This window comes from Halorubrum trueperi (assembly GCF_042662525.1).
In the GTDB taxonomy this organism is placed as follows: Archaea; Halobacteriota; Halobacteria; order Halobacteriales; family Haloferacaceae; genus Halorubrum; species Halorubrum trueperi.
Map to the genome: position 1 here is coordinate 77,990 of NZ_JBHSXI010000026.1, position 23,083 is coordinate 101,072.

Below are 23,083 nucleotides of genomic sequence, written 5' to 3' on the forward strand. Positions count from 1 at the left end.
ATGTCGACACGGAGCCAACTCCGATTCGTCCAACGAGTCGAACAGACCGGTGAGACAGATGGCAGCGCCGACCGCGTCGCGCAGGTGTACCGGCATTCGGACGGGTATCCCGGGAGCGTCCTCCGGGATCTCGCACAACTGAAAGAGCTTCTCGATGCGACCCGCGCAGAGCGGGGACCGGGCTACACGGCGGCGACCTTCGTGTTCCTCGACAAGCTCTCGACGGTCGACCTCTACCTGGATGGCGACCCAGAGCGAACGATCGACGCGGCTCAGCCAGCGGATCTCCTCGAGCCGTCCAATATGGAGCACCTGGACCAGCCGCTGTTCCTGCTGGGCCACGGCGTCGAGAATCCGGCCGACGGCATCCACGGCGACGAGGAGTACCTCTACGTCGTCGAACTCCCGACGGAGAACCCGTTCGACGAGCCGACCGAGTGGACAGTCAAAGTGAGCGGTCATTCCGCATTCCCGCGCTGGGATGGGCCGACCGAGGAAGCCTTCGAGCGGGCTAGCTGGCAGTTCCACGGCCCGCTTGAGCACGCGCTCGAAGAGCTGGTCGCTGAGCCGGCGTGAACACCGAGGCCGCTTAGATGATGCCGCCGATGACGAGTAGTCCGACGATGAGCAGCAGCGTCGCGACCACGCTCCCCCCGGCCAGCCACTTGTTCTCCATCGCCTTTTCGTGAAGCGGCATTTCGGCGTACTCCTCGCGGAACGCCTCGAGATTCTCCTCGTCGTAGAAGTACTTCGTCTTCAGCGCGAACCGTTCCGTCACCGCACAGCCCGTACAGATCGACTCACCTTCCAGCCGCTCCGTTTTCGTGTGGCTGGTGCAGGCGATCGCCCCGCAGTTCGGACAGTACGTGTACGTTTCGTCGATGCCGCTCGTGTCACAGTGGACGCACCGATGGATGCCGTCCTCGGCGGTCATTCGTGAGGGGCCCGCCGCGTAGTACTCATAGGGATAGGTGTACTTCTGGTGGTCGGTGGTGTGCCGAACCTCGGGAAGGTACACCGGCTCGATCGACTGGACGGAGATGTCCGAGCGGTTCGGCTCGCAGGTCTTGTTGTAGGTGACGTTGTTGTCGCCGGTGTAGGTGACCGTTTTCGTGTGGTGCTGCTGGAGCCGCTCGACGGCCCACTCCTTGTACTCCGTCTGAGTCTGGCCGAACCGCCGCTCCTCGACGTCGTCGAACACCTCTCCGAACTGCTCGGCGTCGAGATCGACCGTCGCGTGGAGGTTCTCGGTGACCAGCGTCGCGACGTCCTCGTCGACGACCTGCGGCTGCCCGCGTTCGGCGTGGGCAACGAATCGCGTCCGATCGTTAATCCGGTGGATGACGCCCACCGACGTCTCGAAGACGACGTTCGTGTCCGCGGTGACCGCCACCACCGGCCGGAACGTCACCGATGAGTGTGGGTCTGGGAGGTCGGCGGCCTCGATGTTCTCGACGTCGCGGAACGCCTCTTCGACGGCCGCGTCGACGTCGGCGGCCGGGTCGTAGGGACGTAGCGTTTCGTCGCAGAGAATCTCGATGCGACCGTTGTAGAGGTCGAGGCCGATCTCGTCGGCGATCTCCCGGAGGTCCTCGCCATCGAGCAGCTCGATTGGATGGGGGTCGTCGTTCTGCTGGAGGCGGTCGGCGTACTCCTGAGCCGGGTTCGTGAACCGGCCGGTCGTGACGACCATCCCGCGTTTGGGGCCGTCGAAGTCGAAGGTCGCGATTGCTGAGTGGAGCTTCTGGACGACCGGCCGTCCGACCGTCCCCGTGTGCTTGCACTCCACGATGATCGCGCGCCGGGTGCCGTCGACGACCTCCTCCATAATAACGTCGCGACCCTCGTCGGCGGTTCGGTCGGCCTGACGGACGTTCTCGTAGCCGAGATTGCGGAAGACATCCTCTATTACGTCCTCGAACTCGAACCCTGAGAGGTCGTCCAGTACAGCCATTCCGATATACCTGGACAGTACGTTGCAACTGTCAAATACGTTGCCGAACGCTTCGCCGTCCTGTTTATGAACCCCCGAGAGGGGTGCGGGGGTGATCAAACGAGCCTCCCGCGAACCAACCTATGAGTGGAATCAGCGACCCACGCTCACACGTACAGTCACGGACCACGGCTGATCCCGACGTCATTTACGTCGGTTACCGTCGTCGAGGCCGCGCCATCGTCGAGAAGCAATCAGACCAACAACAGCTCACGCCAGAGCGGAGTCTCGAGCTGGCAAATCACAGTCCTTCGGGCTTCGAATGGGGATATGGTGGCAGCGGGCCGGCCCAACTCGCACTCGCCCTCCTGCTCGATTACACCGACGATGAGGAGGTAGCGCTTTCGGAGTACAAGGCGTTCAAGACCGAAGTAGTGAGCCAGCTAGAGTGTACAGGACCCGACGGCTGCTGGCGACTCACCGGACGCGAGATAGATGCTACCCTTCATGAGATAGTCGACGACCCAGTTGCACCGTCCGTCAACTAACGATCACAGAGCGCAATCAATGTCAGAACACACTCAGCAGCCTCGTGTGGACTCAGAATCGCAACAGAACCGTGAGCGTCAGGTGCCAACCGAGTACGTCGAGCGAAGCGATGTCGGCGTCTCACTCACCGTCAAACTCACTCGCGGTACTGGCACCCGCGATCAAGACAAGATCACGGCCAAAGTGAAGGGTAAGACGCTCGAAGACGCCCGCGAGGATATGGAAACCCTCCGCGAGTATATCCACGACCTCGCTGAGGACACTCGCCAGATCCAGCCAGCCGACCCACACGAATAGTACTTTTTTGACTATTGCACAGAATTGTGTAGCCGCAGGATGTACGAAGTGTGCGGTGAGAAGGAACTCAAGGTTATCCTCGCGCTTGATCCAGGCGATTCCATCTCAGGCGTCGCGCGGAAGATCGACGAGAACCGGGAGACGATCCGTCGCGTCGTGAATAGCCTCGAGGAGGCGGGATACGTCGCGTACGACGATGGGCTTCATCTCATCGATCAGACGCTCCGAGACGCCGGTCTCGAGTTCCTGACAGCGTCAGCGGACATCTCGCCGCCGTCAATCTCAGAAGCCTATGTCCTCCCGCAGTTCACGGGGATGGAGTATGCATACACTGGCATCGATGCGGTCTACGTCTGGACTCGCGGTGGCTACCAGGTCGCTCGCGACCCAGAGGACTATCCGCTGTTCATCGCCGTCCACGAGTCTGACCTCGATGCCTGGACGGCGTTCTTCGATCGGTTCGAAATCCCGACTGCGGAAGAACGCCTGCCTGCTGCCGACCTCGATGGTTCGATACAGGTGGTACTCAAGCCGCGGCCACAGATCGAGGCCGAGATGGTCGACGGACGGCCTGTCATCCCACTCGAAGAAACTGTGGCGTTCGCAAACGAGCACTACGCGCACTTCCAGTCAGCGCTCGACATGCTCGGCCGTATGTACGACAGCGTCGACACTGACGCGAACTACCGCCAAACTGACGTGGAGTTCTGACAGGAGATTTCTTCGACTGGGAGGGGCCTGGCCGCTGTTTGTTGCCGCCTTGAGAGAGCGGAGGCGAACAAAAATGAGCGATTCGTCAGATCTATCCGTCGAATCAGACGCTCTCACACCGAAACAGCGTCTCGAACCGCCAAATACCCGTCTCATCAATGCTGGTATCGCGACGATTCATGACATGGAGACGCTGCGAGCCTGCGTCGCCTACGAGAATGCGAATCAGCAACGGATCCCGATTCTTCGCCGGCTCAAAGATCGGGCCAGCGAAATTCGCGCAGAAGACAATTGACGCAGCACTCGGGGATGTCTGTCGGAGCCTCGGTGGGTGGAGGCTCGAATGAGATGAGCGATCAAGCCGAGATCGAAATTCAACGACAGACCGCATTCGGCGACGATGGCCAACTCGAAGTAACTGAAACGAGCGTCGAGACCTCACTCGAGGACTTCGGTGCTGACGTGGATCATCGCGACCGGGATTCACGTCTTGATCGGCCCGAGGCCAGTGTGTTCGGCGTCGACGATCGACCCGCAGTTGAGCAATCAACCGAAGGAGATCAGTCAACACTCTTCGCTGATACGGACGAGGATCAGCAGACCCTCGCTGGCGACGATGCAGCCGCTCGCTGTCTATTCGAAGAATAAACAGTCCCTATTGATTAGTTATCTGTAGAAATGTTATAGTTTGAACTATAATAGTCTGAGTTCTAACTTTGAAGCGACGCTGAGGGGTTAATAGCCGGTGGTAGTTTTTCGACCCCCAGCAGGGTGCGGGGAATCCGAACGCCCGCATGCAACCGATGGAGATGAATTCGACTACCGACCCACGAGCAGTCGTACAGGATGCGAGTGAGCGATGGCAGGCGAGTGCAGACTGCGTTGAGTACGTCGGAATGCGTGTCGACGGAACGCCAGTGGTCCTGAACCTCACCGCACACGAACGCCTCTCCCCAAATCGAAGTCTCGGTCTCGTGCGGCATAGCCCGGCGGAATTCGACTGGGGCTATACGGGAAGCGGACCGGCACAGCTCGCCTGTGTGCTCCTCCTCGATTACACCGACAACGAAACTGTCGCCCAGCAACACTACATCCAGTTCCGCAACGACGTGGTCAGTCAGCTGGTGTGTGATGGCCCGGCCGACTGCTGGCACCTCACCGGGGAGGATATCGAGGCGGCACTCGCCGAATTCGAAGAGTACCGAGCACTCACGCCAGATGGTGGGGCGCCGTCATCGTCACTGCCGGCGAATTGGAGTGCGGTGAGCCGGACAGATCGGACAGTCTTCCAACGTCGAGATATCGACCACTACGTCGTCCGCGCCAAAGGGAGCGAAGAGTGGTTGATCATACTTTGTGCGCAGGGGGACCGGGCGTATCCCGCCCCGCTTGACCATCGAACACTTCCGGTCGAGAACGACCCTGTCTCTGCCGTTCAGGCACTCGTCGCTGAGAGTAACGACCTCGTCGAGCCAGAGGAGGCCAACTGATGGAGAAATTCCGACTTTCGCGAGCAACGTACCAGCTCATCGAACGCGCTGTCACGGCGCTGGAGTGCATCGGCCGAGAACTCAAGCGATACAACGACCGGCACGAGCGAATAGCTGGGAAAGACACAGACGAGACGAATCCCGGCGAATCATGACTGGCGAAGCGACGCTTGATGACTTCGAGAGCGAGACATCATCCGGAGAGTCCGGCTCGCTCTCACTGGAAGAGCGACTCCTCACCCCGATCTCGCCGTCAGTGGGACTTCGGCTGATTCCCGGTCGTGGTGATCCGCTCTATCTCCAGAACCGGGGCACTGAGCGGTATCTGTTCCGCGACGAGCACAACCGATGGTTCATCCTTCAACCCTCGGCGAAGGACTCAGAAGAGGCGTTCGTCCGCTGGGTGTATCTCCCAGCAGACCGGCCCGAACGGCTGGCACAGTCGGCGCTTCGTCGACGGACAGTGATCGGCTATGATTACGTTCAGCGGTCGGCCGCACCAGATCCAGTCAGATCGACGGTGACGGCGATGTTCGTCACGGAACCGTGGTCCGACACCGCCTACGAGTGTGGGTCGTGTGAGGCGCTGTTCGACACGGCACAAGAGCACGCCCTGCACTGCTGGGACGCACATCCGTGGGTGCCGAATCCTGAACAGGTGCGCCGTCGACGCCACGCCGACGAGTGAATTGAAGAGCCGAAGCCAGGTGTCGAGACCGTCCAGATGTTTAACCAACAGTACTGGATTCGTGGGCGGGGCGTTGGTTAAGAGTGGTTGTTTTTGCGCCCGTGAGAGGGGCGCAGGGCGCGTGATGAGAGCGCCGTCGCGAGCGACGAATTCGATTTCGAGGTGACTGCAATGAAAGACCCAGAATCCAGAACCGTGTTCGCTGGCGTCGACGGACGAACCGATACAGAACTACCCGACTGGTACCGCCGGAAGAAAACGGTCGACGAACCGAAGTCCTTCGCCGAGACGATTCGTGACCTCCCGCAGGCCGTCGAGACGACAGTCGCATACCGGAATCCCTACTCCGACGAGTGGGTCGAAACGGAGCGCTTCAACGCCCTGGTCGAGCCGACAAGAGCGCGCGACCACGCGACAGACGGCGAGCCCGACGCAGACCCACTATTTCACGTCCCCACGGACAGTTACGCGATCATCAACCCGGTGGATGTGTACAGGCCCTTGGAAGAGGTCCTTCGCGAGGAGACCATCGACGGGTCGCCGCTCGGGAACGTGATGTTCGGCGAGATCCGGCGCTACCGGGGCGGCGGCGAGGTCCATATGGACGTGATGTTCGACGGCCTCGAAGTCCGGCTGCCCGGGCGGTCAGACCCGATCACGATGGGCGTGACCTCCGGCTACGACTTCTTCGGTGAGCACGCCGTCTACGTCGAGGGATTCGCTCAGGACGGGTACTGCTCGAATTCGATGCGCTCGCTCACCGACAAGGAAGTCATCAAGCACGTCGGGGACGTTCGGGACTTCCGGACCTGGTGGGAGGAGATTCTCGCCCAGGTCGAACTCGTCGCCGACGACCTCTTCGAATTCATCCGAGATGCGCAGGAGATCGATCTCGAGTTCTCCGAGCTCCCGTTCACCGTCACCGAGTTTTACAGCCTGCTGGGATTCCCGGACTATCTCGCAGAGCGTGCTGCCGAGGATGCCGAGGCGAACGCTGCGTCGCCGTTCGAGATCGATATGTGGACGCTGCACTCCGGCGCGACGTACGCGCTCACTCACTTCTTCCAGGGCAAGGAGGGTGCGTCGCTGGACGGCTACGTCCGCACGGCCAACGACATCCTGTTCAACCCCGAGGGTACCATCGAGCGCGTCGAGCGAGCCTACGAGGAGCAGCTCGAGGCGGACGGCGACGACGGGTCGCAGGCGTCGCTCGCCGGCGAGCGTGCGCTCGCGAGCATCGAGCGCGTCAGCGATGATCTACAGGAGAAGGTCGACCAGTTCGAGGAGCGTGAAGATGCGCTGCGTGAGCGGTTCCAAGAGGCGATGGGCTGATTGTCGGAGCGGCGTTCACTGAAACTGTCCTCAAACAGCCGTTTACGTGAGCGGTTCCGGTTCCTCGTTATATTCGACGACTAATTCGACATCATCAGGACCGAATTCATCGCGTTCCGCTTCCAGCGTATCAAGAGCGTCTTTAACCGGGAAGAAATCCGGCTTCTCGAGTGCATCTTCTGTGGCCCAAGCGTATCGAATCGTTTGCTCCGAATCGATGAGGAACACGGCACGCTGTGGAACGCGCTCGTGGTTCTCCCATTCGTCATAACAGACATCATATGACTCGGCAACCCGCCCGGAACTATCACTAAGTAACGGGAAATTGATGCCGTATTCCTCGGCGAATGCTCGGTGGGCGTAGACGCTGTCCCCAGAAATTGCCCAGACATCGAGCGCCGGCGTCAGCTGAAACCACTCTGCATCGCGGATCGCACACAGTTCGTTTGTACAAACAGGACTGAAATCAAATGGGTAAAAAACTAGCAACGCAGCCCGATCATCCGCAGTTGTCTCATCCAAGCTGTACTCGGTTTGTTCTCCGTCACGGAGACCTGGAAGAGTGAATGACGGTGCAGACGCTCCCTCGTTTATCATGCGTCACAGTAGCACACGAAGAAAGGATAGTCTTGGGGCTAACACCCCCACCTGAATGGAGTAGCCTCAAATGTGGGATGAAATTCACTGGAATCCGTACGTCAGGAGTTCGCCGTCGCCCACTCAAGAAGGGGTTCTAATCTCGAACGAATCTCATCCCCTTCGTCAGTTAGCGCGTATTCGACGCGTGGCGGAATTTCGTTGTACTGCGTCCGTGAGACGATCCCTGCCTCCTCGAATTCGTCGAGGCGTTTCGAGATTGTCGACGTGCTCGCTGTAGGGAGGTGCGCCTCGATCTCCGCGAACCGCAGCGAATCGTGTGCGCCGATGATACTGACGAGTTGCATCGCGTATTTTCGGCTCAACGTGTCGATAACTCCTGTGAGCGGACAATAGCACGTCCCCTCAACATCGCACGTTGGCGCCGGTGAAGTAGTATCTGCCATAGCTTCGTGGCCTCCAACCTACTCTATAGCTTCGGACTCTGGAGTATAAGAACTTCCCGTCGTAAAGTTTCGGTATAGATGACTCACACATCCGACTATGATCTCGTGATTCTCGGCGGTGGCGCCGCAGCTTTCGCCGCGATCACTGAAGCGAGCCGACGGGACCTCTCGACGGCGATGGTGAACACCGGCTTGCCCATCGGCGGAACCTGCGTGAACGTCGGCTGTGTCCCGAGTAAGCATCTGCTTGCCGTCGCCGAGAGCGGCGCTGCAGCGTCGGAGAATCCCTTCGACGCCGTCACATATCCCGAAGAGCCGACTGTCGACTGGGCCGACGCACTCGACGGCACCAACGAACTCGTCGAGCGGTTCCGGCAGGAGAACTACGTCGACGTCGCCGAGCACTTCGAGACCGACATCTACGAGGGCTACGGCCAGCTGGTGGACGACACGACCATTGAGGTCGTCGACGGCGCCGACGAGGGCGCGCACATTACTGGGAAGAAGGTGCTCGTCGCGACGGGCAGTTCACCGTGGGCGCCGCCCATCGACGGCCTCGACGACGTCGACTACTACACGAGCGAGACCATCCTCGAGGAGCGCGACCTCCCCGAGAACATCGTGATCCTTGGTGGCGGATACATCGCGCTGGAGTGGGGCCAGATCCTCCACCGTGTCGGCGTCGACGTAACCATCCTCCAGCGCTCCGGTCACGTGCTCTCAGATATGGAAGGTCAGCTCGGCCGGGAGATGCAACGAGCCTTCAATGAGGAGGGAATCGATGTCGTGACCAGTAACGACTTCCAGCAGGTTCAGGATGTGGCTACCGACAGTGGTGCTGACCCTGGTCAGAAGGGCGTCGCTGTGGAGACTGTCATCGAGGGCGAGGAGCAAGCGTTCACCGCAGAGACGTTATTCGTCGCAACCGGCGTCCAGCCCAACAGTGAGAACATCGGCTTGGAAGCAGTCGGCGTCGAGACCGAATCCGATGGCGCGATTCGCGTCGACGAGCATTTCCAGACGACCAATTCCGACATCTACGCGGCGGGGGACGTGATCGGCGAGCCCGAACTGGAGACGGTCGCCGCCAAGGAGGGCAATCACGCCGTCAAGAACGCCTTCGGCAACGAGGGCGTCAGCATCGACTACGATGCAGTCCCCGCAGTCGTGTTCACCAGTCCCGAGGTAGCAGTCGTTGGGACAACTGAACGTGAATATATGGACGAACACGGTACCTGTTCCTGCCGGACGGTTCAGATGGAAGATGTCCCTCGGGCAAAGGCCGTCAAGAACACGGATGGACTCGTCCAGGTGGTGAAGCACCACGAGACCGACGGGATTGTTGGCGTCCACATGGTCGGCCCCCGCGCCGCCGACATGATCATGGAAGCCACGCTGGCGGTGAATTTCGGTCTCACCGTTGACGACATCATCAATACTGTCCACCCGTTCCCAACGTTCTCCGAGGCGTTCAAACACGCCTGTCAGGCGTTCCGTCGGAATACGTCCAAAATGAGCTGCTGTATCGAGTGAGCGTCAGTCCTCGGTCGAGAACACATCGTCGAGCGTGCCGCTCTCGCCTAATTCGATGAGGGCACGGTTCAGGAGTTCGCGAACCATGAACTCCTCGTAATGCTGGGTGTCGCAGTACTCGCAAGGCTTCATTTCGCGGGCAACCGCCTCAATCTCGGTACCGTGGTCCGCATACAACGTCTCGATGAGGGCAGTCAATTCTTCGGACGCGGTAGACTGCGCCTGCGCGAGGTTATTGTCGGCGCCTTCCGGAAGATCGTAGGAGAAGACTCGCGTGTTCGACTTGTAGTACTTCCGTGTCCCTCCACCAGCCTCTTCCAGACGAGCGATTTCCACCATCCCCGCATCCTTCAGGACGTTCACATGGTGACGCACTGTCGTCTCGGCCTTCTCCTCGCCGCGACGGTGCAACTCGTCGTGGATCTCCTCGATCGTCATTTCATCGGTCGCGAGCATATCGAGGATCTTCGCCCGAACGTCGTTCTCCAGTGCCTTCGCTTTCTCCGGATCCGTCGTCACGACTTCACGGATCGGCACGTCGGATTCGAGGAGCGCCATTCTTGTGACGACATAAGCGGACGACAATAGTAAGAGTAACGCCACTCTCCCGACAGCAGTATTAGTATCTCGAAACCGCTATAACGTTTGTCGTAATGGTTATCCGCGTCGCACGATAACCAACAGGCAAGATGGGAACGACACACGAACAATTCAACGTCGGGGGGATGTCCTGCTCGTTCTGTGCCGAGAGCATCAAGAAGGCCTACAGCCGGACCGACGGCGTCGAGGACGTCGACGTGAGTCTCGCTCACGAGGAAGTTCTCGTCGAATACGACGATGAGTGCCTGAGCGAGGTCGAGGTGAAGGACACGCTCCGGGATCTCGGGTACACCATCCGCGACCCGGACAAGGCGAAGCGATACGAGCAACAGCAGGCCGAGCTCGCCGACGGCAAGCGCCGCCTCCTGCTCGCCGGCGGCGCATCCATCGTCGTTGCTGTGCTGATGGGCTGGATGATCCTAGTGATGGGACGCTTCGAGTCGGCATCTCTCGTAGTGGATCTGGTGACGCTGGGGCTGGCGCTCGGGACGATGTTCGGGCCTGGCCGCTACATCAAACAGAAGGCGTTCCAGAGCCTCCGTCGGGGTATCCTCAACCAGCACGTCCTCCTGGAGGCAGGCGCGTTCGCAGGGCTCCTCGGTGGGTTGCTCGGTCTGTTCGTCTTCCCGAGCTTCCCGACCGTCCACTTCTTCGCCGTCTCCGTGTTCATCACCACCTACCACATCCTCTCGGAGTACACCAGCCTCATCGTCCGCACTCGGGCCTCGCAGGCCGTCCAGAGCCTCCTCGATCTCCAACCCGACACAGCACGCCGAGTCACCGACGACGACGATGTCGAGGAAGTCCCGGTCGAGGACCTCAACGTTGGCCATCGCGTCCGCGTCAAGCCCGGCGAGAACATCCCCGTCGACGGCACCGTCGTCGAGGGCGAATCGACGGTCGACGAGTCGGTCGCTACCGGCGAGTCCATCCCCGAGGAGAAGTCCGAAGGCGACGCGGTGATCGGCGGCAGCGTCAACGAGACCGGGACGCTGCTCATCGAGGTAACTGCAACCGGCGAGGACGCGTTCCTGAACCAGGTGGCACGCGAAATTGAGGAAGCGCGGGCGATGAAGCCCGGCATCATCCAGCTCGCCGACCGCGTCCTCAAGTACTTCGTCCCAGGCGTCTTGACGATTGCTGCTTTCTCGTTCCTCTTCTGGGTGGTTGCACCGCTCGCGTGGGGGGCAGCCCCCGACGTCCAGCGCGGGGCGTTCGCAGCGCTGGCGGTCCTCGTGCTCGGCTATCCGTGTGCGCTCGGGATGGCGACACCGCTCGCCCTCATCCGGGGCGGCGGAAAGGCGGCGAACCGCGGCATCCTGATGCGGTCGGGTGACGCGTTCCAGATCTTCCCCGATATCGACCACATCGTGTTGGACAAGACCGGCACCATCACCGTCGGCGAACCCGCTGTCAGTGAGGTCGTCGCGTTCGGTGCCGACGAGGTGGATGTACTCACGACTGCGGCCAGTGCAGAGGCGTTCTCCGAGCATCCTCTCGCTGATGCGATCCTCGAGTTCGCCGACGAGCAAGACGTCGAATACGTGGACCCCGATGATTTCGACTCCGTGACCGGCAAGGGCGTTCGGGCAACCGTGGCCAGCGACGACGTGCTGGTCGGGAAACCGGGATGGCTCAGCGACGAGGGGATCGACCTGTCGAAGGGAGACGCCGATATTGAGCGACTCCAAGGCCGCGGCCTCACCGTTGCTGGAGTTGTTCGTGGCGGTGACCTCTTTGGCCTGATCGGCATCGGCGACGAGGTCAAGAGCGACGCCGCTGCGACTGTCCAGCGGATGAAGGAATACGATATTACGCCCGTGATGATCACTGGCGACAACGAGCGCACCGCGCAGGCGGTCGCCGAGGAGGTCGGTATCGACCGCGTTATGGCTGATGTCCTGCCCGACGAGAAACGCGAAGAGATCGGTCGCCTGCAGGAAGCTGGCCACCGTGTGGCGATGGTCGGCGACGGCATCAACGACGCGCCGGCACTCACACAGGCGGACATCGGCATCGCCATCGGCGCCGGGACCGACATCGCCATCGAATCGGCGGACATCGTCCTGATGGGCGACCGGCTTGGTGGCGTGATGGACGCCTACGAGATCGGGAAAGAGAGCTACCGGAAGACCCGCCAGAATCTCGTGACGGCCTTCGCGTTCAACGGCGTCGGCGTCGCCGCCGCGACCACGGGGCTCGTTCACCCCGTGTTCGCGATGCTTGCGATGGTGTTGTCTGTCTCGGCCGTCCTCGCCAACAGCTTCGCTGGTCAGCTCCTCTCGGGCGAGGGTGTCAACACCGAATTCGCCCTCGACGAACGCACCGACGGCGAGCGGGAAGACGGCCGAGCGGCGGCCGATTAGGCCTTGACGTCGTAGCCAGCCTGTTCGATTGCCGCGTTCACGTCGTCGTCTGCGACTCCATCCTCGAGAACCACGTCGACCGTGTCAGCTTCGTGGTCGGCCTCGACCCGACTCACACCGTCGAGGTTTCGCAGGGCGGTCTCCACGTTCTGTTCGCACCCGTTGCACGACATCCCGGTGACGGAGATCGTCTTTCGCTCCATACGGGCCTGTAAACACTCGCGGGGGATGACCATTACGGTAACTGTTGTATCGGTTTTATCTCTATTAGAGGTAGAGCGTTATCGTCCGGAGAGTTGTTTGTGTCGGCCCCAAAGGGGTGGAGGCTCTTCGAGATGGAGACTACTGACGACGAAGAGAGTAACGAATTCCCTCCAGAGAAGCGTCTGGAAGCACCGAACACACGCCTGATCAAGGCCGGTATCGCGACGATCCCGGATATGGAAACCCTCCAGGAGTGCGTTGCCTACGAGAACGCCCATCAGAATCGGACGCAGATTCTGCGCCGGCTCAAGTGGAAGGCTGAAGAGCTGCGTGAGGACGAAGAGTAAGCTCTGTTATTAACCAACAAGCTCCGCGTGGGTTTCCCCATTGTTGGTTAACAGACTGCACCTCGGTTTTTCAGGCCCCTGAAGGGGCGCGGGGCGGCCAACAGCGGCCTCGTGACTCCAATTATGTCCCTCGTGAGTACAGACTCCAGAACGGCTAGCGACATCGCTGCCGCCAGACAAGCCGACATCGTGGCGTTCCTCCATCGAGCCCCGTTCACTCTGGATGCCTATAAGCTCGGTTTCCTTCCCGGCTTTCGGGAGGACTGCGGGTATCAGGAGAACCAATATCAGAATCTCACCCTCCCCGTCGGGATGCTTGACAACGACTTTCGGAACCCCGATCTGGATCGGTTCGTCGATCGGTTCTTCGAGCACGAACCACAGGTCGGCGTCATCGGCGACATCTACGAACGCGGCGACGTCGATGACCACGTCGCTGCTGCTCGTGAGATTCAGGCCAGCTACCCCGAGGCCGAGCTCATCATCGTCCCAAAGTCCCAAGCGGTGATCGACGCAATTCCCAAGGATCTCGTTCTTGGCTATTCGCGTGGGTACGCCGACCGGTTGGCCCACGAGTTCTCTGATCCGGCCGACTGGCGCGGTCGGCGCGTCCATATCCTCGGCGGGAGTCCACCAAAACAACTCGAAGCCATCCGACAGCTGACCCGGCCGACACTCACCGACGAGCCACCAGCCGACATTGTGGGCGTCGACTGGAACGGGCTGCATCGTGGCGCGCAGTTCGGGGAATTCTGGACAGCTGATGGGTGGGATGATAGCGGTCGCGACGCCGATCACGTCACGGTTCGCAAGACGGTTCGTCACAGTCTCGCCCGCCTCAAGGCGTTCTGGCAGTCTCACGGCGTCTGGCCCGACTCAACGCCACATAGCGACATCCTCGAAATCGAGTACGAGGGCCCGTCACCAACCGATCTCGATAGTGCTGCGTGTACCGACTGCGGAGCGAACGTCTGGACGACCCGGCGCGGTCCCTTCGTCGCCGAATACGATACCGGCGCAATCTGTGGATACTGCAGCTACGAGTGTTACTTCTCCCATCGCCATCGGAACAACCTCGAGGAGATCGTCGGCAAGCAGAGCGTCTACTTTCCGACGGCGTGACGCTACGAGTGGTTTGTCGCGCCCTCCAGAGAGGGCGAGGGCTCCCTATCGAGTCCTCCTTGCTGGTGATTTTCCGTGAGTCAACAACAAAGTCCGACCGACATCTCGGTCGATGCAATTCCAGTCGATGTAACGAACACGCAATCAGGCGAGGTCGATCCCGCTGGGGTCCCCGAGGAGATCGAGTCGATCACTCGTGGCCTCGCCGGTGAGCAGCCACCAACGAATCCGCTCGTCGTCCTGAAAGCAGCTCGGTGGTGGTATATCCACGGCAAAGGCGGAACCGATCCCGCGTTCCAGTGGGCCATCGAGTGGGTGCGACACCTCGCGACGGACACACCCAGCGACGTCGAACGGTTCGACGCGTTCCTCGCGTATCTCGTTGCGGTCGGCTTCGCTGACGAGAAAGCAGCGCTCCGATAACCAGATCCCCCATTCACACCGAGGGGGGCGAACGGACACGACCACACAAGCAGTGCCGACACCGAGTGCAGCAACCCGAGCGAAATCCACTTAGAACTGGTAGCAAGCGACATCCTCCCCTCCGCAGGTCGGACACGTCTCAGTATCTGCCGAGAGGGTCGTGCCACAGTGGCGGCACTCATACAGCGTGGCCGTGTCGGCCGTGCTGGGTCTGATGACCCCGCGAAGCACATCGACGAGCCCCATGCTCTCGATGGTATTCTCGCACCGATTGTTAATCCCAGCCTCCGATAGCGGCCCCGATATCCCTCTCAGGAGCACCGTCGTTTGTTGTGCGCCCCCGAGGGGTGCGGCGCGTCTGAACTGACGCACTCGCCGTGAACTCGATTCGGTGAATACAATGGTTACAGCCAGTGATCCGTCGGTCTCGTTCGAAGAGACCGACACCCGACACGACGAGATGCACAGTACCATCGAACAGTGGATCGACGACCTCGTCGCCGGCGTCGACGACGCGCAGGCCAGCGAAGAGTTCCAAGAGTGGCTCGACGTCCAGAGTCGCTTCCACGACTACTCCCATCGCAACACGCTGCTCATCAAGCTGCAGTGCCCCGAGGCGACGAAGGTCGCCGGCTACAACACCTGGCGGAACGACTTCGACCGGTACGTCCAGGAAGGCGAACAGGCGATCTGGATCTGGGCACCGATCATCACGAAGCAGTGCCCGGAGTGCGAGAACTCGCCCAGCTACCACGAGGACAGTGAGTGTGAATACGACGAGACGGTACCCGACGAGTGGTCGAAAGGACTCGTCGGGTTCAAGCCGACTGCTGTCTTCGACGTCTCGCAGACCGACGGCGAGCCGCTTCCCGAACTGGAGACGGAGGCAACCGGGGATGCCGAGGACTTGGTTCCGACACTGACCGACGCAGCGTCGGACCTCGGCGTGACGGTTCGTATCGTCGAGGCCGACGACTGGGAGCATGGCAATGCGATGGGCGTCTGTGAGTCCCGGAGCCTGCATGACCTCCAGCCGGTCGTCAAGGCGAAAGCTCGCGAGAATCAGGCCGATCTCGCGGTCACCCTGATTCACGAGTACGCTCACGCGCTACTGCATTTCGACGTCGACGACGACACCGAGCGAGCGAAACGCGAAGTCGAAGCGGAAGCCGTCGCGTACATCGTTGGTCGGTTTCTCGGACTAGACACGAGCGGGTCAGCGTTCTACCTCGCCGCATGGGAGAACGACGATGCGGAGGTGATCCAGGATCGGCTCGGTCGAATCAGTTCGACCGCCCAGGAGATTATCGGGACGGTCGCCGAGAGCTGAACTCGTGGTCCGTGCCGATTAACCAACAGTCGGACGCCAATACGGGTCTTCGTTGGTTAAGTTTATCAGCGCCCGCCGAGGGGCGGAGGCGCAGTCCCGTCTCCATCGACCCATGACCGACCAGTACCTAACTACCGTTCTCGAGGAGGCGGAACGAGTCGCAGAACACCACGACCAGGTCGCCCAGTCTACCGACCATCCGGAACACGAGTATCTCCGGTACGCCGTTCTCCGGCTGCTCGAAGGTGAGGCTAACGAGCTGTCGGTGGACATGCCACAGATTGACGGCGTGACTGTCGGATACGGAGAGGACAACGCGATGTTCGACAGCTGGGGCGACGACGTCGAGTGGTGGGAGACCGTTCCGCTGCAGGAGGAGTGTACCCGCTTTCGAATATTCTACCCCGACGAGTACGAGACCGTTCCGCGGATCATCGTCGACGTGATGGCCGCACTCGGCGCGTGGCGCGTCTGGACCGGCAGTGCTGCCGCCTATGGTTCCTACGACCATCGCGAACGTCGCGAAATCCAGTACCTGTGGCCAGAGGGTCATCCGGTCGAAGACCTCCTACAGAATCGGCTCCACGGTCCCGAGGCTGCGGTTGCCCCAGACGGCGGCCGCACCGGCGACGTGCGCGATCGGATGGTCGTCACGGAGCAGTCGACCCAGACCGACGGCCTCGAGCCGCGAACCAGACGCGCCGTCGACGAAGAGATGGCCGTCTCGCTGCTCGAAAAAGGCGGCCGGTACGAGGTCCGATCAGCATCGGGGAACCGATACGAAGTGGATGTGATCAGCGAGTCGTGTACCTGCCCAGATTGGCGGAAACGAACGCCCGAGGGCGGCTGTAAACACCTCCGGCGAGTCGATCACGAAATCAAACAGGGGCAGGTCCCACGACCTGATGGTCGACTCCCCTCGAACTCGTAGGATCACCCAGCGTTCGAGGATCCGGAGGGCTGTAACATCAGACGAAACTCCTTGATGGAGAGTTTCGAATAGTGTTACAGCTGCTGAAGGACCGTTGTAAGCGGTTGGTTACGGATTTAACCAACAAAACTATGCTCTTTGCGTTTGTGTTGGTTAACAGAGATCGGCCATGTCCTACGAGCCACCGACGCCCCCAGCGGACCTCCCCACCGACGTCATCGACACACTCAACGACTACTCGCCCAAGCTGCTCCGAGACGTGGCCCGCTATGCCGAGGACCTCGCCGAGTATCGCGAGCGCGAGGCCCGCCTTGTCGAAGCGGACGAGGAAGACGAGAGCGACGAGCGCCCCGACGATCTTCCCGATGACGTCCCCTCGAAAGCGACGATCACGATCAAGGAGATCAACGACAACCGCTACTACTACTGGCAGTGGAGAGAAGGAGATCGCATCAAATCAAAGTACAAATCCCCAGTGAATCCAGACGAGTAGACGAACTAGTACCCCAGTCGGATGGCCAGTTGTTCGGAGGACACCCCGTCTGCGAAGTGAAAGACGGAAGCTGTTAGCGCTCGGGTCGCGGAGCGGTCTCGTATCAGTTGATGTCGTCGGTCTTCTCCACTCGGTCGTAGATCTCTCGGAGCGTGTCTTGTGCCCGGAGGAGCTTGTGCTCTGCGAGGAACTGCCGACCACTCTCGCTGATCCCGTAGAACTTGAACGGCAGGTCGTTCTGCCGACGGTCCTCGGGCAGAAGCACTTCCTCAACGATGCCGGCGTCGACGAGCTGCTGGAGGTGCTGGCGAATCGTCGTCTGGCTCTTACTCGAGTTGACGTAGTCGAGTTCCTTCAGCGTCGGCAGTTCCGATGGATGCCCGAGGATATCCTAGAGGAGCGAGAACCGCGTCTCTTGGGCGACGACGTTGAGCCGCTCCCGCACTGACTCCAGGTCGCCTGGCGTGTGGTCGGAAGTACTCATTACCACAGAATTCGAATAATGTATAAAAAAGCGTTTGGCTCAAATACGCATCGGTTTGAAGCGAATTGACTGAATCGACTGGCTGTGTACGGTAGCATTGCTAATACAGGGGACCAGATATCGAGATCTCTGAACCCGATTGAGTATCTAGGGAGACGCACCCCTATCGACTTGTTCAACGAAACCACCTGCATGCGGAGGGTCACCTCTATCGATTTGTTCAGCGGGAAGTCATCCACGGAAGACCAGTATCGAACCAATAGAGAGAACATTCCAAAATTGAGCACGAAGTCGGCTCTATACGTGATCGGCTTCATCTATCGCGACCGTGTCGACAGGACCACACACCCACCCCTATCGATTTGTTCTGACGAGTAAGGGTGGGGAGGGGAGAGTTGATCACGAGAAACTCACGAGAAGATGGCACATCAGGATGAGGTCCTTCGACGGGATCGGTCTTTATTAGCTCGATTCTCACTGTATTCGGTAGATGGGATGGGTATTAGACAAATCGATAGGGGAGAGTGTAGAGTAGTTTGCCGGGAAACAGAGGGAATGACAAGACGTCCCGCCATAGTACCTATAAGATGTCCAAATCCGCTCTTTATCTCCTGATTTCTCAATCCATATTCATATACTAAACCAGGAGGGAAATGAAGGGGGTGGCGTGTAGTGAGAACAAGTCGATAGAGGTGCGTTCTACTAGCTAGCTAGTAACTAGAACTAGAAAGAAGAGAAAGAGAAGATGAAAGCAGCTCTCGATTCCGTGCTCATCGTGACGTAGATGGAGCATTAGTCCGTTCGGGAATTCTCTCACCCCACCCCTCCTTTGTGGTTGGAACAAATCGATAGAGGTGAGAGGGTGTTAGAGAGTCCTCTTGGATTGGTTGAGGCGAAGAGCTCCTAACAAATCGTCGGAGGTCGTGGGATACTCCGGTGTACCCCTCTAATACACCGGACCTGACCGTCGTACCGGTAGAAAAGAAATCGACAGGGGAATCTTTTAGTATCGTGGTAGAGTGAGGTCCGGTATGCCAACGGATCGTGGTCCCGAGGAAACCCCCGAGTCCACGGGTTCTATCAAAGATCTCATTCTCGAGCAGGAAGAAGCCGCGAGTCTCATCAAGAACCGTTATCTCCTTGAACCGAACGAAATCGTCGATGAAGAACGCATCGTCGGTCGTGACACCCAGCTCACCGATATCACTCAGCACCTTCGCGTCGCAATTAGTAACGAGCGGCCGCCGAACCTTCTCCTCTATGGCCCCTCCGGGACCGGGAAATCTCTCATCATCAACGCTGTCTGCCAGAACATCGTCGAACTCTGCGAAAGTCGTGATATCCGGTTCGGCGTCATCCAGATGAACTGCCAGAATGTGGGAACCCTCGGTGCAGCGGTCTACGAACTTGCGCGAAAGGTGGCGAGCGACATTGGAACGACTGTCGATGTCCCAGAACACGGCGTCCCAAACAAGAAAAAATGGCGTGAACTCTATCGTCTCATCAACGAACACTACGATACAGTCGTGTTCATCCTCGATGAACTCGACATGCTCGTCGGTCGTCGCGATAAGGATGAGCCAGCCTTCTCCCGTCTTCTCTATCAACTCTCTCGTGCTGGAAGCACCGATGATATCACCGCCCAGGTCTCCGTGACCGCCATTACTAATGACACGAAGATGATGGAGAGTGTGGGGAGTCGCGCTCTCAGTTCGTTTACCCCCGAAGACGTTCACTTCAGTGACTACGACGCCAACCAACTCCGGGAAATCCTCTGGGCCCGAGAAGACGCTTTCCATGAGGATGCGCTCAGTGACGACGTCATCCCGCTCGCAGCAGCATTCGCCGCGCAAACCAACGGGGACGCCCGAAAGGCGATAGACTTGATGCGAACAGCGGGATCGATCGCAGAAAAAACAGGTGCAGACAAAGTCCGTGAGGAGCACGTTCGAGAGGCTCAAGATAAGGTCGAGAAAAACCGCGTGTTAGAGGTAACTCGTGGAATTAGTACGCAGAAGAAGCTCTGTCTTTTCGCAACTGCAGCTGTGGCATGTGAAACCGGCACTGGTGCAGCGATAAGCCCGATTGGATACCGAGTATATCAATACCTGACGGGCACCTTGGATTCGGATCAGTACCACCAGGAAACGTACGTGAACAAGATGAAGGAACTAACGACGTATTCGCTAGTTGAGACAGAACGGAAGAGTCAGGGGCCACACTCGGGCAGCTACCTCGAGTTCACGTTTGGTGAGAACCCGGAAACCATCATCGAAACGCTCCGAGAAGATTCGCGGCTAGACGACGTCCACGATGACGAACTCCGTACCGTCGTGAACGCACAGCTCAATCAGTAGGTTGTTCCTCGAACAAATCGATAGGGGTGAGGGTGTTATCGATGATTCAGATCCATCGGTGACAGTAACAAGTCGATAAGGGTGGGTCTACAGATCATGGTGGTTGCTCACACAACAAATCGATAGAGGCGACCGCCCAGGAGATCGCGTCACCGATTTTCTGGAGGGTTCAGTGATGCCGCCATCGGATCTTGCGGACCCTACACACCGTTTTTCCTGAGTGGAGACCCTCCTGCCACGTCTATGTCTTTCGAGGCTTCTGATGGAAGGACATCGCGAAATATACACAGGAGCGGCAACATCGGCTCGGCAGCCTCCGTTCGATTCAGGAATCGACGATCAGCGGGGACCGCTCATCTCTCTTGTCAAGTGCTGCTCCCTAGCCGGTGTAGTTCATAGATGCCTGTTCCGCCTGCACGGGACGGAATCATTCCAAACGCTCAAGCGAGCCATAGAGCTCTTCGTTCTGAATGTGGGTACAGAACTGCGCGCACAGTCGGCAGCAATCTGCGGCATCGGTGAACGTCCGGACGCTGGCGTCCCAGCGCGCGTGGACTGCCCCGAGCATGGCGCTTCGAACCGATGGTTCGGTCGCGACCATCACCCGTCGCGTGCGCTCTGGTGGGGTCGCGTCAGTCGCCGGCCCCTGCATCCCGTCTGTCGACAGTAAATCCTCGAGGACGCTCCCGATCTCGATCCCGACGCCGAGATTATCGCCGACCTGTGGGGCGATGAAAATCGTCGCATTGCTGGCTTGCGCGAAGGCAATACTTTGTGTGGCGGCATCCATCTCATTGAGCGAGATCCCGACGTCAATCGCGAGGAAGGCATTGAAGCCACGGTCGCGAAGACAGTCTCGTGTCTCTTGGAGGAGGCGCAAGACCTCATCTTCAGCGTACTCGCCGCTGGCCTCGTCCCACGTCGCGAACGACGGGACGTCGGTTTCGACATCCGCGTCCGCCGGTAGCAGCGCGTCGACGTCGAACGTCCGGTACGGCCCCATCAGATAGACGAGAAACTGTTCGCGCCGGGCTGGAGTGAGGGCATCCGAATCTTCAGTGGCCCGGGAGAGATTGTCGATAATCCGTTGCCGCATTCGAGTCGTCGATTCGGAACAGTAGTATATAAATATCGGTGTTCTCAGGAATATTCTAGTAGAGAACGACTAAGTATGTGGCGTCCCAACTCTCGAACCGAGGCATCCCTCAATGTCCGAAACCGATCGCCAGCCAACAGAGGACGTTCGCCAGCCGGAGCCGCCGCTCCCTGAGGAGAGCGGGCTGACGCTCGAGGAGTATCTCACGATGCAACAGGCGATCGGCCACCCGACGCGGTTTCGCATCCTGCGAACGCTCGTCGCAAACGACGAACTGAGTGCCGCTGACCTCAAGGCTGTGGTCGACGTCGAGCCGCACAATTTCCACTACCACCTCGACGAACTGGTTGATGTCGGCCTCGTCGACAAGCGCCAGCGACGGACCGCCGACAGCCAGGGCTTTTACACGTACTATCGGCCGACAGCAATGGGACGCGGGATCCTCGAGCATGGTGTCGAGGAGTTGATGCGGCGTGAACGTGAGTTCAACGACGCCTATTCGTAAGCTGTCGTAGGGTTCTTTGCCCCCTGTCAGCGATCCTGTTACCCTTCGATATCTTCGCTGCGATTACCGTACCTCATAGTATTAACCAACAACTACGGTTTGTTGAGTCGAGATGTTGGTTAACCCTCTTTCGACGTGACGTTTGCAGATCCCATGTGGCCGTACGAACAAGAACACATCTTCTCACGTTCAATCGCGGTAGAACGGTGGCTTCACCGCACTACCCGTCAATACAGGAGGTCGCTGTCTCGTGCCGTTTCCATGGAGTTAAGTTCTCTACCAGCCGAGTATTGGACCATCGAATGGTCAAAATTCCGGACTCGCTTCGCTCTGTTTTCAGCGCGACTGTTCACGAACGGGACGGGACATACGTTGTCGAGGTTCCGTCCGGGGAGCTCAATCATGACGCTGTCTCCCTCGGCGAAACGTATCGGATCGCTGTCTTCGACTCACCCACGACGGCGCAGGACGAGCACGAGCCCGCGTCCGCAGATCGTGCCCAATCTGACCGACAGCGTGGATCTTCTGGGCCGCCGGTTGAGGAGGGCGAAATTCGGGACGTGACAATTGAGACAACCGGCGACCAGGGTGATGGAATCGCGAAAGTTGACCGTGGATACGTTGTGATCGTTCCTGGTGGCCAACCCGGTGATGAGCCGACCGTCGAAATCGAGCAGGTTCAGGAGAACGTTGCCTTTGCCAGCGTCGTTGATATTGATCCGCGGGCTCTCTAAGCTGTTTCACCGCAGCTGTTCGACCTGATCAGACAGATACTGCTGGAGTGCCGTGACTGTCTCAACAGAGACAGCCGATGCCCCGAAATCACTCCGAGAGCCATGCTTGAGATCCTCGCCTCTAGTGACACCGAGATCGAGGTCGTCGTACATGCGGTCAAGCATCGCGAGCGCCGACTGGAACTGCGCGTAGTGCTCGCGCATGTACTCGATCGTGTCCTCGCGCGGTATAACCGGGTAGCCTTCGACGTCCTCGATTTCGAGTGACGTCTGTGGATCGAGGACGATCTGCAGTGGTCCATCGATCTCGTCGCTGGGCTGGCGCTCGAAGGTGGTTGGTAGCCCGAACGATTCGAAAAACGTCTCCCAGGCGTCGACGTCTTGCTCGCGAACAGCGATGAAATGCGGGTAGTCGTCGGGATCGCGGCTGACCTGGTAGCCGCCCTGTAGAGCGTGTCATAGAATCCAACTCATAGCATCTCACAGCCCGGTTCGTTTCCTCGCTCGTAGTTGGT

General features: G+C 59.4%; 27 protein-coding genes and 2 pseudogenes. 21 read left to right on the forward strand and 8 right to left on the reverse strand.

The window, feature by feature from the left end:
- A complete protein-coding gene (locus ACFQEY_RS17995) occupies positions 1 to 576 on the forward strand; it encodes a hypothetical protein (RefSeq protein ID WP_128904646.1) in 576 nt (191 codons plus the stop codon).
- 13 nt (positions 577 to 589) lie between these two features.
- On the opposite strand, the gene ACFQEY_RS18000 is transcribed toward ACFQEY_RS17995, so the two are convergent.
- Entirely contained in the window at positions 590 to 1,954 is a 1,365-nt protein-coding gene (locus tag ACFQEY_RS18000; protein WP_128904647.1) for a restriction endonuclease, read from the reverse strand.
- 122 nt (positions 1,955 to 2,076) lie between these two features.
- Between ACFQEY_RS18000 and ACFQEY_RS18005 the strand changes: the two genes are divergently transcribed.
- The 9 genes from ACFQEY_RS18005 to ACFQEY_RS18045 all read left to right on the forward strand — a co-directional run bounded on the left by ACFQEY_RS18005 (position 2,077) and on the right by ACFQEY_RS18045 (position 7,000).
- Entirely contained in the window at positions 2,077 to 2,481 is a 405-nt protein-coding gene (locus tag ACFQEY_RS18005) for a DUF6166 domain-containing protein (RefSeq protein ID WP_128904648.1), read from the forward strand.
- A 19-nt stretch (positions 2,482 to 2,500) separates the two neighbouring features.
- Positions 2,501 to 2,779, forward strand: a complete 279-nt coding sequence (locus tag ACFQEY_RS18010; protein WP_128904649.1) for a DUF7389 domain-containing protein — start codon at positions 2,501 to 2,503, stop codon at positions 2,777 to 2,779.
- 39 nt (positions 2,780 to 2,818) lie between these two features.
- Positions 2,819 to 3,490, forward strand: coding sequence for an IclR family transcriptional regulator (locus tag ACFQEY_RS18015; protein WP_128904650.1), 672 nt, complete (start codon positions 2,819 to 2,821; stop codon positions 3,488 to 3,490).
- 73 nt (positions 3,491 to 3,563) lie between these two features.
- Positions 3,564 to 3,785 carry a DUF8129 domain-containing protein gene (locus ACFQEY_RS18020; RefSeq protein ID WP_128904651.1) on the forward strand — a complete coding sequence of 74 codons (222 nt, stop codon included), beginning with the start codon at positions 3,564 to 3,566 and terminating at the stop codon, positions 3,783 to 3,785.
- A 53-nt stretch (positions 3,786 to 3,838) separates the two neighbouring features.
- Entirely contained in the window at positions 3,839 to 4,138 is a 300-nt protein-coding gene (locus ACFQEY_RS18025; RefSeq protein WP_128904652.1) for a hypothetical protein, read from the forward strand.
- Between the two features lie 155 nt (positions 4,139 to 4,293).
- Positions 4,294 to 4,980: a DUF6166 domain-containing protein gene (locus ACFQEY_RS18030; protein WP_128904728.1), complete on the forward strand. Its 687-nt coding sequence runs from the start codon at positions 4,294 to 4,296 to the stop codon at positions 4,978 to 4,980.
- Positions 4,980 to 5,135: a hypothetical protein gene (locus tag ACFQEY_RS18035; protein ID WP_164932745.1), complete on the forward strand. Its 156-nt coding sequence runs from the start codon at positions 4,980 to 4,982 to the stop codon at positions 5,133 to 5,135. The genes ACFQEY_RS18030 and ACFQEY_RS18035 overlap by 1 nt, the downstream gene beginning before the upstream one ends.
- Positions 5,132 to 5,668 carry a hypothetical protein gene (locus tag ACFQEY_RS18040; protein ID WP_128904653.1) on the forward strand — a complete coding sequence of 179 codons (537 nt, stop codon included), beginning with the start codon at positions 5,132 to 5,134 and terminating at the stop codon, positions 5,666 to 5,668. Before ACFQEY_RS18035 ends, ACFQEY_RS18040 begins: the two co-directional genes overlap by 4 nt.
- Positions 5,669 to 5,839: 171 nt before the next feature.
- Positions 5,840 to 7,000, forward strand: a complete 1,161-nt coding sequence (locus ACFQEY_RS18045) for a hypothetical protein (RefSeq protein ID WP_128904654.1) — start codon at positions 5,840 to 5,842, stop codon at positions 6,998 to 7,000.
- Positions 7,001 to 7,042: 42 nt separating this feature from the next.
- Here the strand turns inward: ACFQEY_RS18045 and ACFQEY_RS18050 are convergent, their stop codons facing one another.
- Positions 7,043 to 7,597: a peroxiredoxin gene (locus tag ACFQEY_RS18050; protein WP_128904655.1), complete on the reverse strand. Its 555-nt coding sequence runs from the start codon at positions 7,595 to 7,597 to the stop codon at positions 7,043 to 7,045.
- 101 nt (positions 7,598 to 7,698) lie between these two features.
- Positions 7,699 to 8,043 (reverse strand): winged helix-turn-helix transcriptional regulator, encoded by a 345-nt coding sequence (locus tag ACFQEY_RS18055; RefSeq protein WP_128904656.1) that lies wholly within the window; start codon positions 8,041 to 8,043, stop codon positions 7,699 to 7,701.
- 78 nt (positions 8,044 to 8,121) lie between these two features.
- On the opposite strand from ACFQEY_RS18055, the gene merA reads away from it, so the two are divergent.
- Positions 8,122 to 9,576, forward strand: coding sequence for a mercury(II) reductase (gene merA, locus ACFQEY_RS18060; protein WP_123115065.1), 1,455 nt, complete (start codon positions 8,122 to 8,124; stop codon positions 9,574 to 9,576).
- A 3-nt stretch (positions 9,577 to 9,579) separates the two neighbouring features.
- On the opposite strand, the gene ACFQEY_RS18065 is transcribed toward merA, so the two are convergent.
- Complete coding sequence (locus tag ACFQEY_RS18065; protein WP_123115218.1) at positions 9,580 to 10,134, reverse strand: ArsR/SmtB family transcription factor; 555 nt, start codon at positions 10,132 to 10,134, stop codon at positions 9,580 to 9,582.
- Positions 10,135 to 10,265: 131 nt separating this feature from the next.
- On the opposite strand from ACFQEY_RS18065, the gene ACFQEY_RS18070 reads away from it, so the two are divergent.
- The gene (locus ACFQEY_RS18070; RefSeq protein WP_144928051.1) at positions 10,266 to 12,542 is read left to right on the forward strand and encodes a heavy metal translocating P-type ATPase; all 2,277 of its coding nucleotides are present in this window, start codon (positions 10,266 to 10,268) and stop codon (positions 12,540 to 12,542) included.
- Here the strand turns inward: ACFQEY_RS18070 and ACFQEY_RS18075 are convergent.
- On the reverse strand, positions 12,539 to 12,745 hold the full coding sequence (locus ACFQEY_RS18075; RefSeq protein WP_137783042.1) for a heavy-metal-associated domain-containing protein: 207 nt from the start codon (positions 12,743 to 12,745) through the stop codon (positions 12,539 to 12,541). The two genes, ACFQEY_RS18070 and ACFQEY_RS18075, sit on opposite strands and share 4 nt — an antisense overlap.
- Before the next feature lie 132 nt (positions 12,746 to 12,877).
- On the opposite strand from ACFQEY_RS18075, the gene ACFQEY_RS18080 reads away from it, so the two are divergent.
- The 6 genes from ACFQEY_RS18080 to ACFQEY_RS18105 all read left to right on the forward strand — a co-directional run bounded on the left by ACFQEY_RS18080 (position 12,878) and on the right by ACFQEY_RS18105 (position 17,392).
- Positions 12,878 to 13,093, forward strand: coding sequence for a DUF8129 domain-containing protein (locus ACFQEY_RS18080; protein ID WP_144928047.1), 216 nt, complete (start codon positions 12,878 to 12,880; stop codon positions 13,091 to 13,093).
- A gap of 123 nt (positions 13,094 to 13,216) precedes the next feature.
- On the forward strand, positions 13,217 to 14,215 hold the full coding sequence (locus ACFQEY_RS18085; protein ID WP_144928044.1) for a DUF6610 family protein: 999 nt from the start codon (positions 13,217 to 13,219) through the stop codon (positions 14,213 to 14,215).
- A gap of 75 nt (positions 14,216 to 14,290) precedes the next feature.
- Positions 14,291 to 14,638, forward strand: coding sequence for a DUF8013 domain-containing protein (locus ACFQEY_RS18090; RefSeq protein ID WP_144928041.1), 348 nt, complete (start codon positions 14,291 to 14,293; stop codon positions 14,636 to 14,638).
- Positions 14,639 to 15,038: 400 nt separating this feature from the next.
- Positions 15,039 to 15,968, forward strand: a complete 930-nt coding sequence (locus ACFQEY_RS18095; RefSeq protein WP_144928036.1) for a M78 family metallopeptidase domain-containing protein — start codon at positions 15,039 to 15,041, stop codon at positions 15,966 to 15,968.
- Between the two features lie 112 nt (positions 15,969 to 16,080).
- Positions 16,081 to 16,899, forward strand: coding sequence for a hypothetical protein (locus ACFQEY_RS18100; protein WP_144928033.1), 819 nt, complete (start codon positions 16,081 to 16,083; stop codon positions 16,897 to 16,899).
- A gap of 169 nt (positions 16,900 to 17,068) precedes the next feature.
- Positions 17,069 to 17,392 (forward strand): DUF6788 family protein, encoded by a 324-nt coding sequence (locus tag ACFQEY_RS18105; RefSeq protein ID WP_144928029.1) that lies wholly within the window; start codon positions 17,069 to 17,071, stop codon positions 17,390 to 17,392.
- 103 nt (positions 17,393 to 17,495) lie between these two features.
- Here the strand turns inward: ACFQEY_RS18105 and ACFQEY_RS18110 are convergent.
- A pseudogene (locus ACFQEY_RS18110) lies at positions 17,496 to 17,876 on the reverse strand (helix-turn-helix domain-containing protein).
- Positions 17,877 to 18,907: 1,031 nt separating this feature from the next.
- Between ACFQEY_RS18110 and ACFQEY_RS18115 the strand changes: the two are divergent.
- A complete protein-coding gene (locus ACFQEY_RS18115) occupies positions 18,908 to 20,233 on the forward strand; it encodes an orc1/cdc6 family replication initiation protein (protein WP_144928023.1) in 1,326 nt (441 codons plus the stop codon).
- Positions 20,234 to 20,660: 427 nt separating this feature from the next.
- Here ACFQEY_RS18115 and ACFQEY_RS18120 read toward each other — a convergent pair whose 3' ends face one another.
- A complete protein-coding gene (locus ACFQEY_RS18120) occupies positions 20,661 to 21,329 on the reverse strand; it encodes a DUF7509 family protein (RefSeq protein WP_144928021.1) in 669 nt (222 codons plus the stop codon).
- Positions 21,330 to 21,441: 112 nt separating this feature from the next.
- On the opposite strand from ACFQEY_RS18120, the gene ACFQEY_RS18125 reads away from it, so the two are divergent.
- On the forward strand, positions 21,442 to 21,834 hold the full coding sequence (locus ACFQEY_RS18125; RefSeq protein ID WP_144928018.1) for a winged helix-turn-helix domain-containing protein: 393 nt from the start codon (positions 21,442 to 21,444) through the stop codon (positions 21,832 to 21,834).
- Positions 21,835 to 22,136: 302 nt separating this feature from the next.
- Complete coding sequence (locus ACFQEY_RS18130) at positions 22,137 to 22,568, forward strand: TRAM domain-containing protein (protein WP_144928015.1); 432 nt, start codon at positions 22,137 to 22,139, stop codon at positions 22,566 to 22,568.
- Positions 22,569 to 22,682: 114 nt separating this feature from the next.
- On the opposite strand, the pseudogene ACFQEY_RS18135 reads toward ACFQEY_RS18130, so the two are convergent.
- Positions 22,683 to 23,015, reverse strand: a pseudogene (locus ACFQEY_RS18135) (RNA polymerase subunit sigma-70); the annotation flags it as partial.
- Between the last annotated feature and the right edge of the window lie 68 nt (positions 23,016 to 23,083).

Bases quoted from the DNA above. Each gene is read 5' to 3' on its own strand.
- ACFQEY_RS18070 (WP_144928051.1), top strand. From the start codon at position 10,266: ATGGGAACGACACACGAACAATTCAACGTCGGGGGGATGTCCTGCTCG.
- ACFQEY_RS18020 (WP_128904651.1), top strand. From the start codon at position 3,564: ATGAGCGATTCGTCAGATCTATCCGTCGAATCAGACGCTCTCACACCG.
- ACFQEY_RS18050 (WP_128904655.1), bottom strand. From the start codon at position 7,597: ATGATAAACGAGGGAGCGTCTGCACCGTCATTCACTCTTCCAGGTCTC.
- ACFQEY_RS18065 (WP_123115218.1), bottom strand. From the start codon at position 10,134: ATGGCGCTCCTCGAATCCGACGTGCCGATCCGTGAAGTCGTGACGACG.
- ACFQEY_RS18005 (WP_128904648.1), top strand. From the start codon at position 2,077: ATGAGTGGAATCAGCGACCCACGCTCACACGTACAGTCACGGACCACG.
- ACFQEY_RS18055 (WP_128904656.1), bottom strand. From the start codon at position 8,043: ATGGCAGATACTACTTCACCGGCGCCAACGTGCGATGTTGAGGGGACG.
- ACFQEY_RS18035 (WP_164932745.1), top strand. From the start codon at position 4,980: ATGGAGAAATTCCGACTTTCGCGAGCAACGTACCAGCTCATCGAACGC.
- ACFQEY_RS18010 (WP_128904649.1), top strand. From the start codon at position 2,501: ATGTCAGAACACACTCAGCAGCCTCGTGTGGACTCAGAATCGCAACAG.
- ACFQEY_RS18015 (WP_128904650.1), top strand. From the start codon at position 2,819: ATGTACGAAGTGTGCGGTGAGAAGGAACTCAAGGTTATCCTCGCGCTT.
- ACFQEY_RS18080 (WP_144928047.1), top strand. From the start codon at position 12,878: ATGGAGACTACTGACGACGAAGAGAGTAACGAATTCCCTCCAGAGAAG.
- ACFQEY_RS18085 (WP_144928044.1), top strand. From the start codon at position 13,217: ATGTCCCTCGTGAGTACAGACTCCAGAACGGCTAGCGACATCGCTGCC.
- ACFQEY_RS18125 (WP_144928018.1), top strand. From the start codon at position 21,442: ATGTCCGAAACCGATCGCCAGCCAACAGAGGACGTTCGCCAGCCGGAG.
- ACFQEY_RS18000 (WP_128904647.1), bottom strand. From the start codon at position 1,954: ATGGCTGTACTGGACGACCTCTCAGGGTTCGAGTTCGAGGACGTAATA.
- ACFQEY_RS18045 (WP_128904654.1), top strand. From the start codon at position 5,840: ATGAAAGACCCAGAATCCAGAACCGTGTTCGCTGGCGTCGACGGACGA.
- ACFQEY_RS18105 (WP_144928029.1), top strand. From the start codon at position 17,069: ATGTCCTACGAGCCACCGACGCCCCCAGCGGACCTCCCCACCGACGTC.
- ACFQEY_RS18025 (WP_128904652.1), top strand. From the start codon at position 3,839: ATGAGCGATCAAGCCGAGATCGAAATTCAACGACAGACCGCATTCGGC.
- ACFQEY_RS18095 (WP_144928036.1), top strand. From the start codon at position 15,039: ATGGTTACAGCCAGTGATCCGTCGGTCTCGTTCGAAGAGACCGACACC.
- ACFQEY_RS18120 (WP_144928021.1), bottom strand. From the start codon at position 21,329: ATGCGGCAACGGATTATCGACAATCTCTCCCGGGCCACTGAAGATTCG.
- ACFQEY_RS18130 (WP_144928015.1), top strand. From the start codon at position 22,137: ATGGTCAAAATTCCGGACTCGCTTCGCTCTGTTTTCAGCGCGACTGTT.
- ACFQEY_RS18115 (WP_144928023.1), top strand. From the start codon at position 18,908: ATGCCAACGGATCGTGGTCCCGAGGAAACCCCCGAGTCCACGGGTTCT.
- ACFQEY_RS17995 (WP_128904646.1), top strand. From the start codon at position 1: ATGTCGACACGGAGCCAACTCCGATTCGTCCAACGAGTCGAACAGACC.
- ACFQEY_RS18075 (WP_137783042.1), bottom strand. From the start codon at position 12,745: ATGGAGCGAAAGACGATCTCCGTCACCGGGATGTCGTGCAACGGGTGC.
- merA (WP_123115065.1), top strand. From the start codon at position 8,122: ATGACTCACACATCCGACTATGATCTCGTGATTCTCGGCGGTGGCGCC.
- ACFQEY_RS18030 (WP_128904728.1), top strand. From the start codon at position 4,294: ATGGAGATGAATTCGACTACCGACCCACGAGCAGTCGTACAGGATGCG.
- ACFQEY_RS18040 (WP_128904653.1), top strand. From the start codon at position 5,132: ATGACTGGCGAAGCGACGCTTGATGACTTCGAGAGCGAGACATCATCC.
- ACFQEY_RS18100 (WP_144928033.1), top strand. From the start codon at position 16,081: ATGACCGACCAGTACCTAACTACCGTTCTCGAGGAGGCGGAACGAGTC.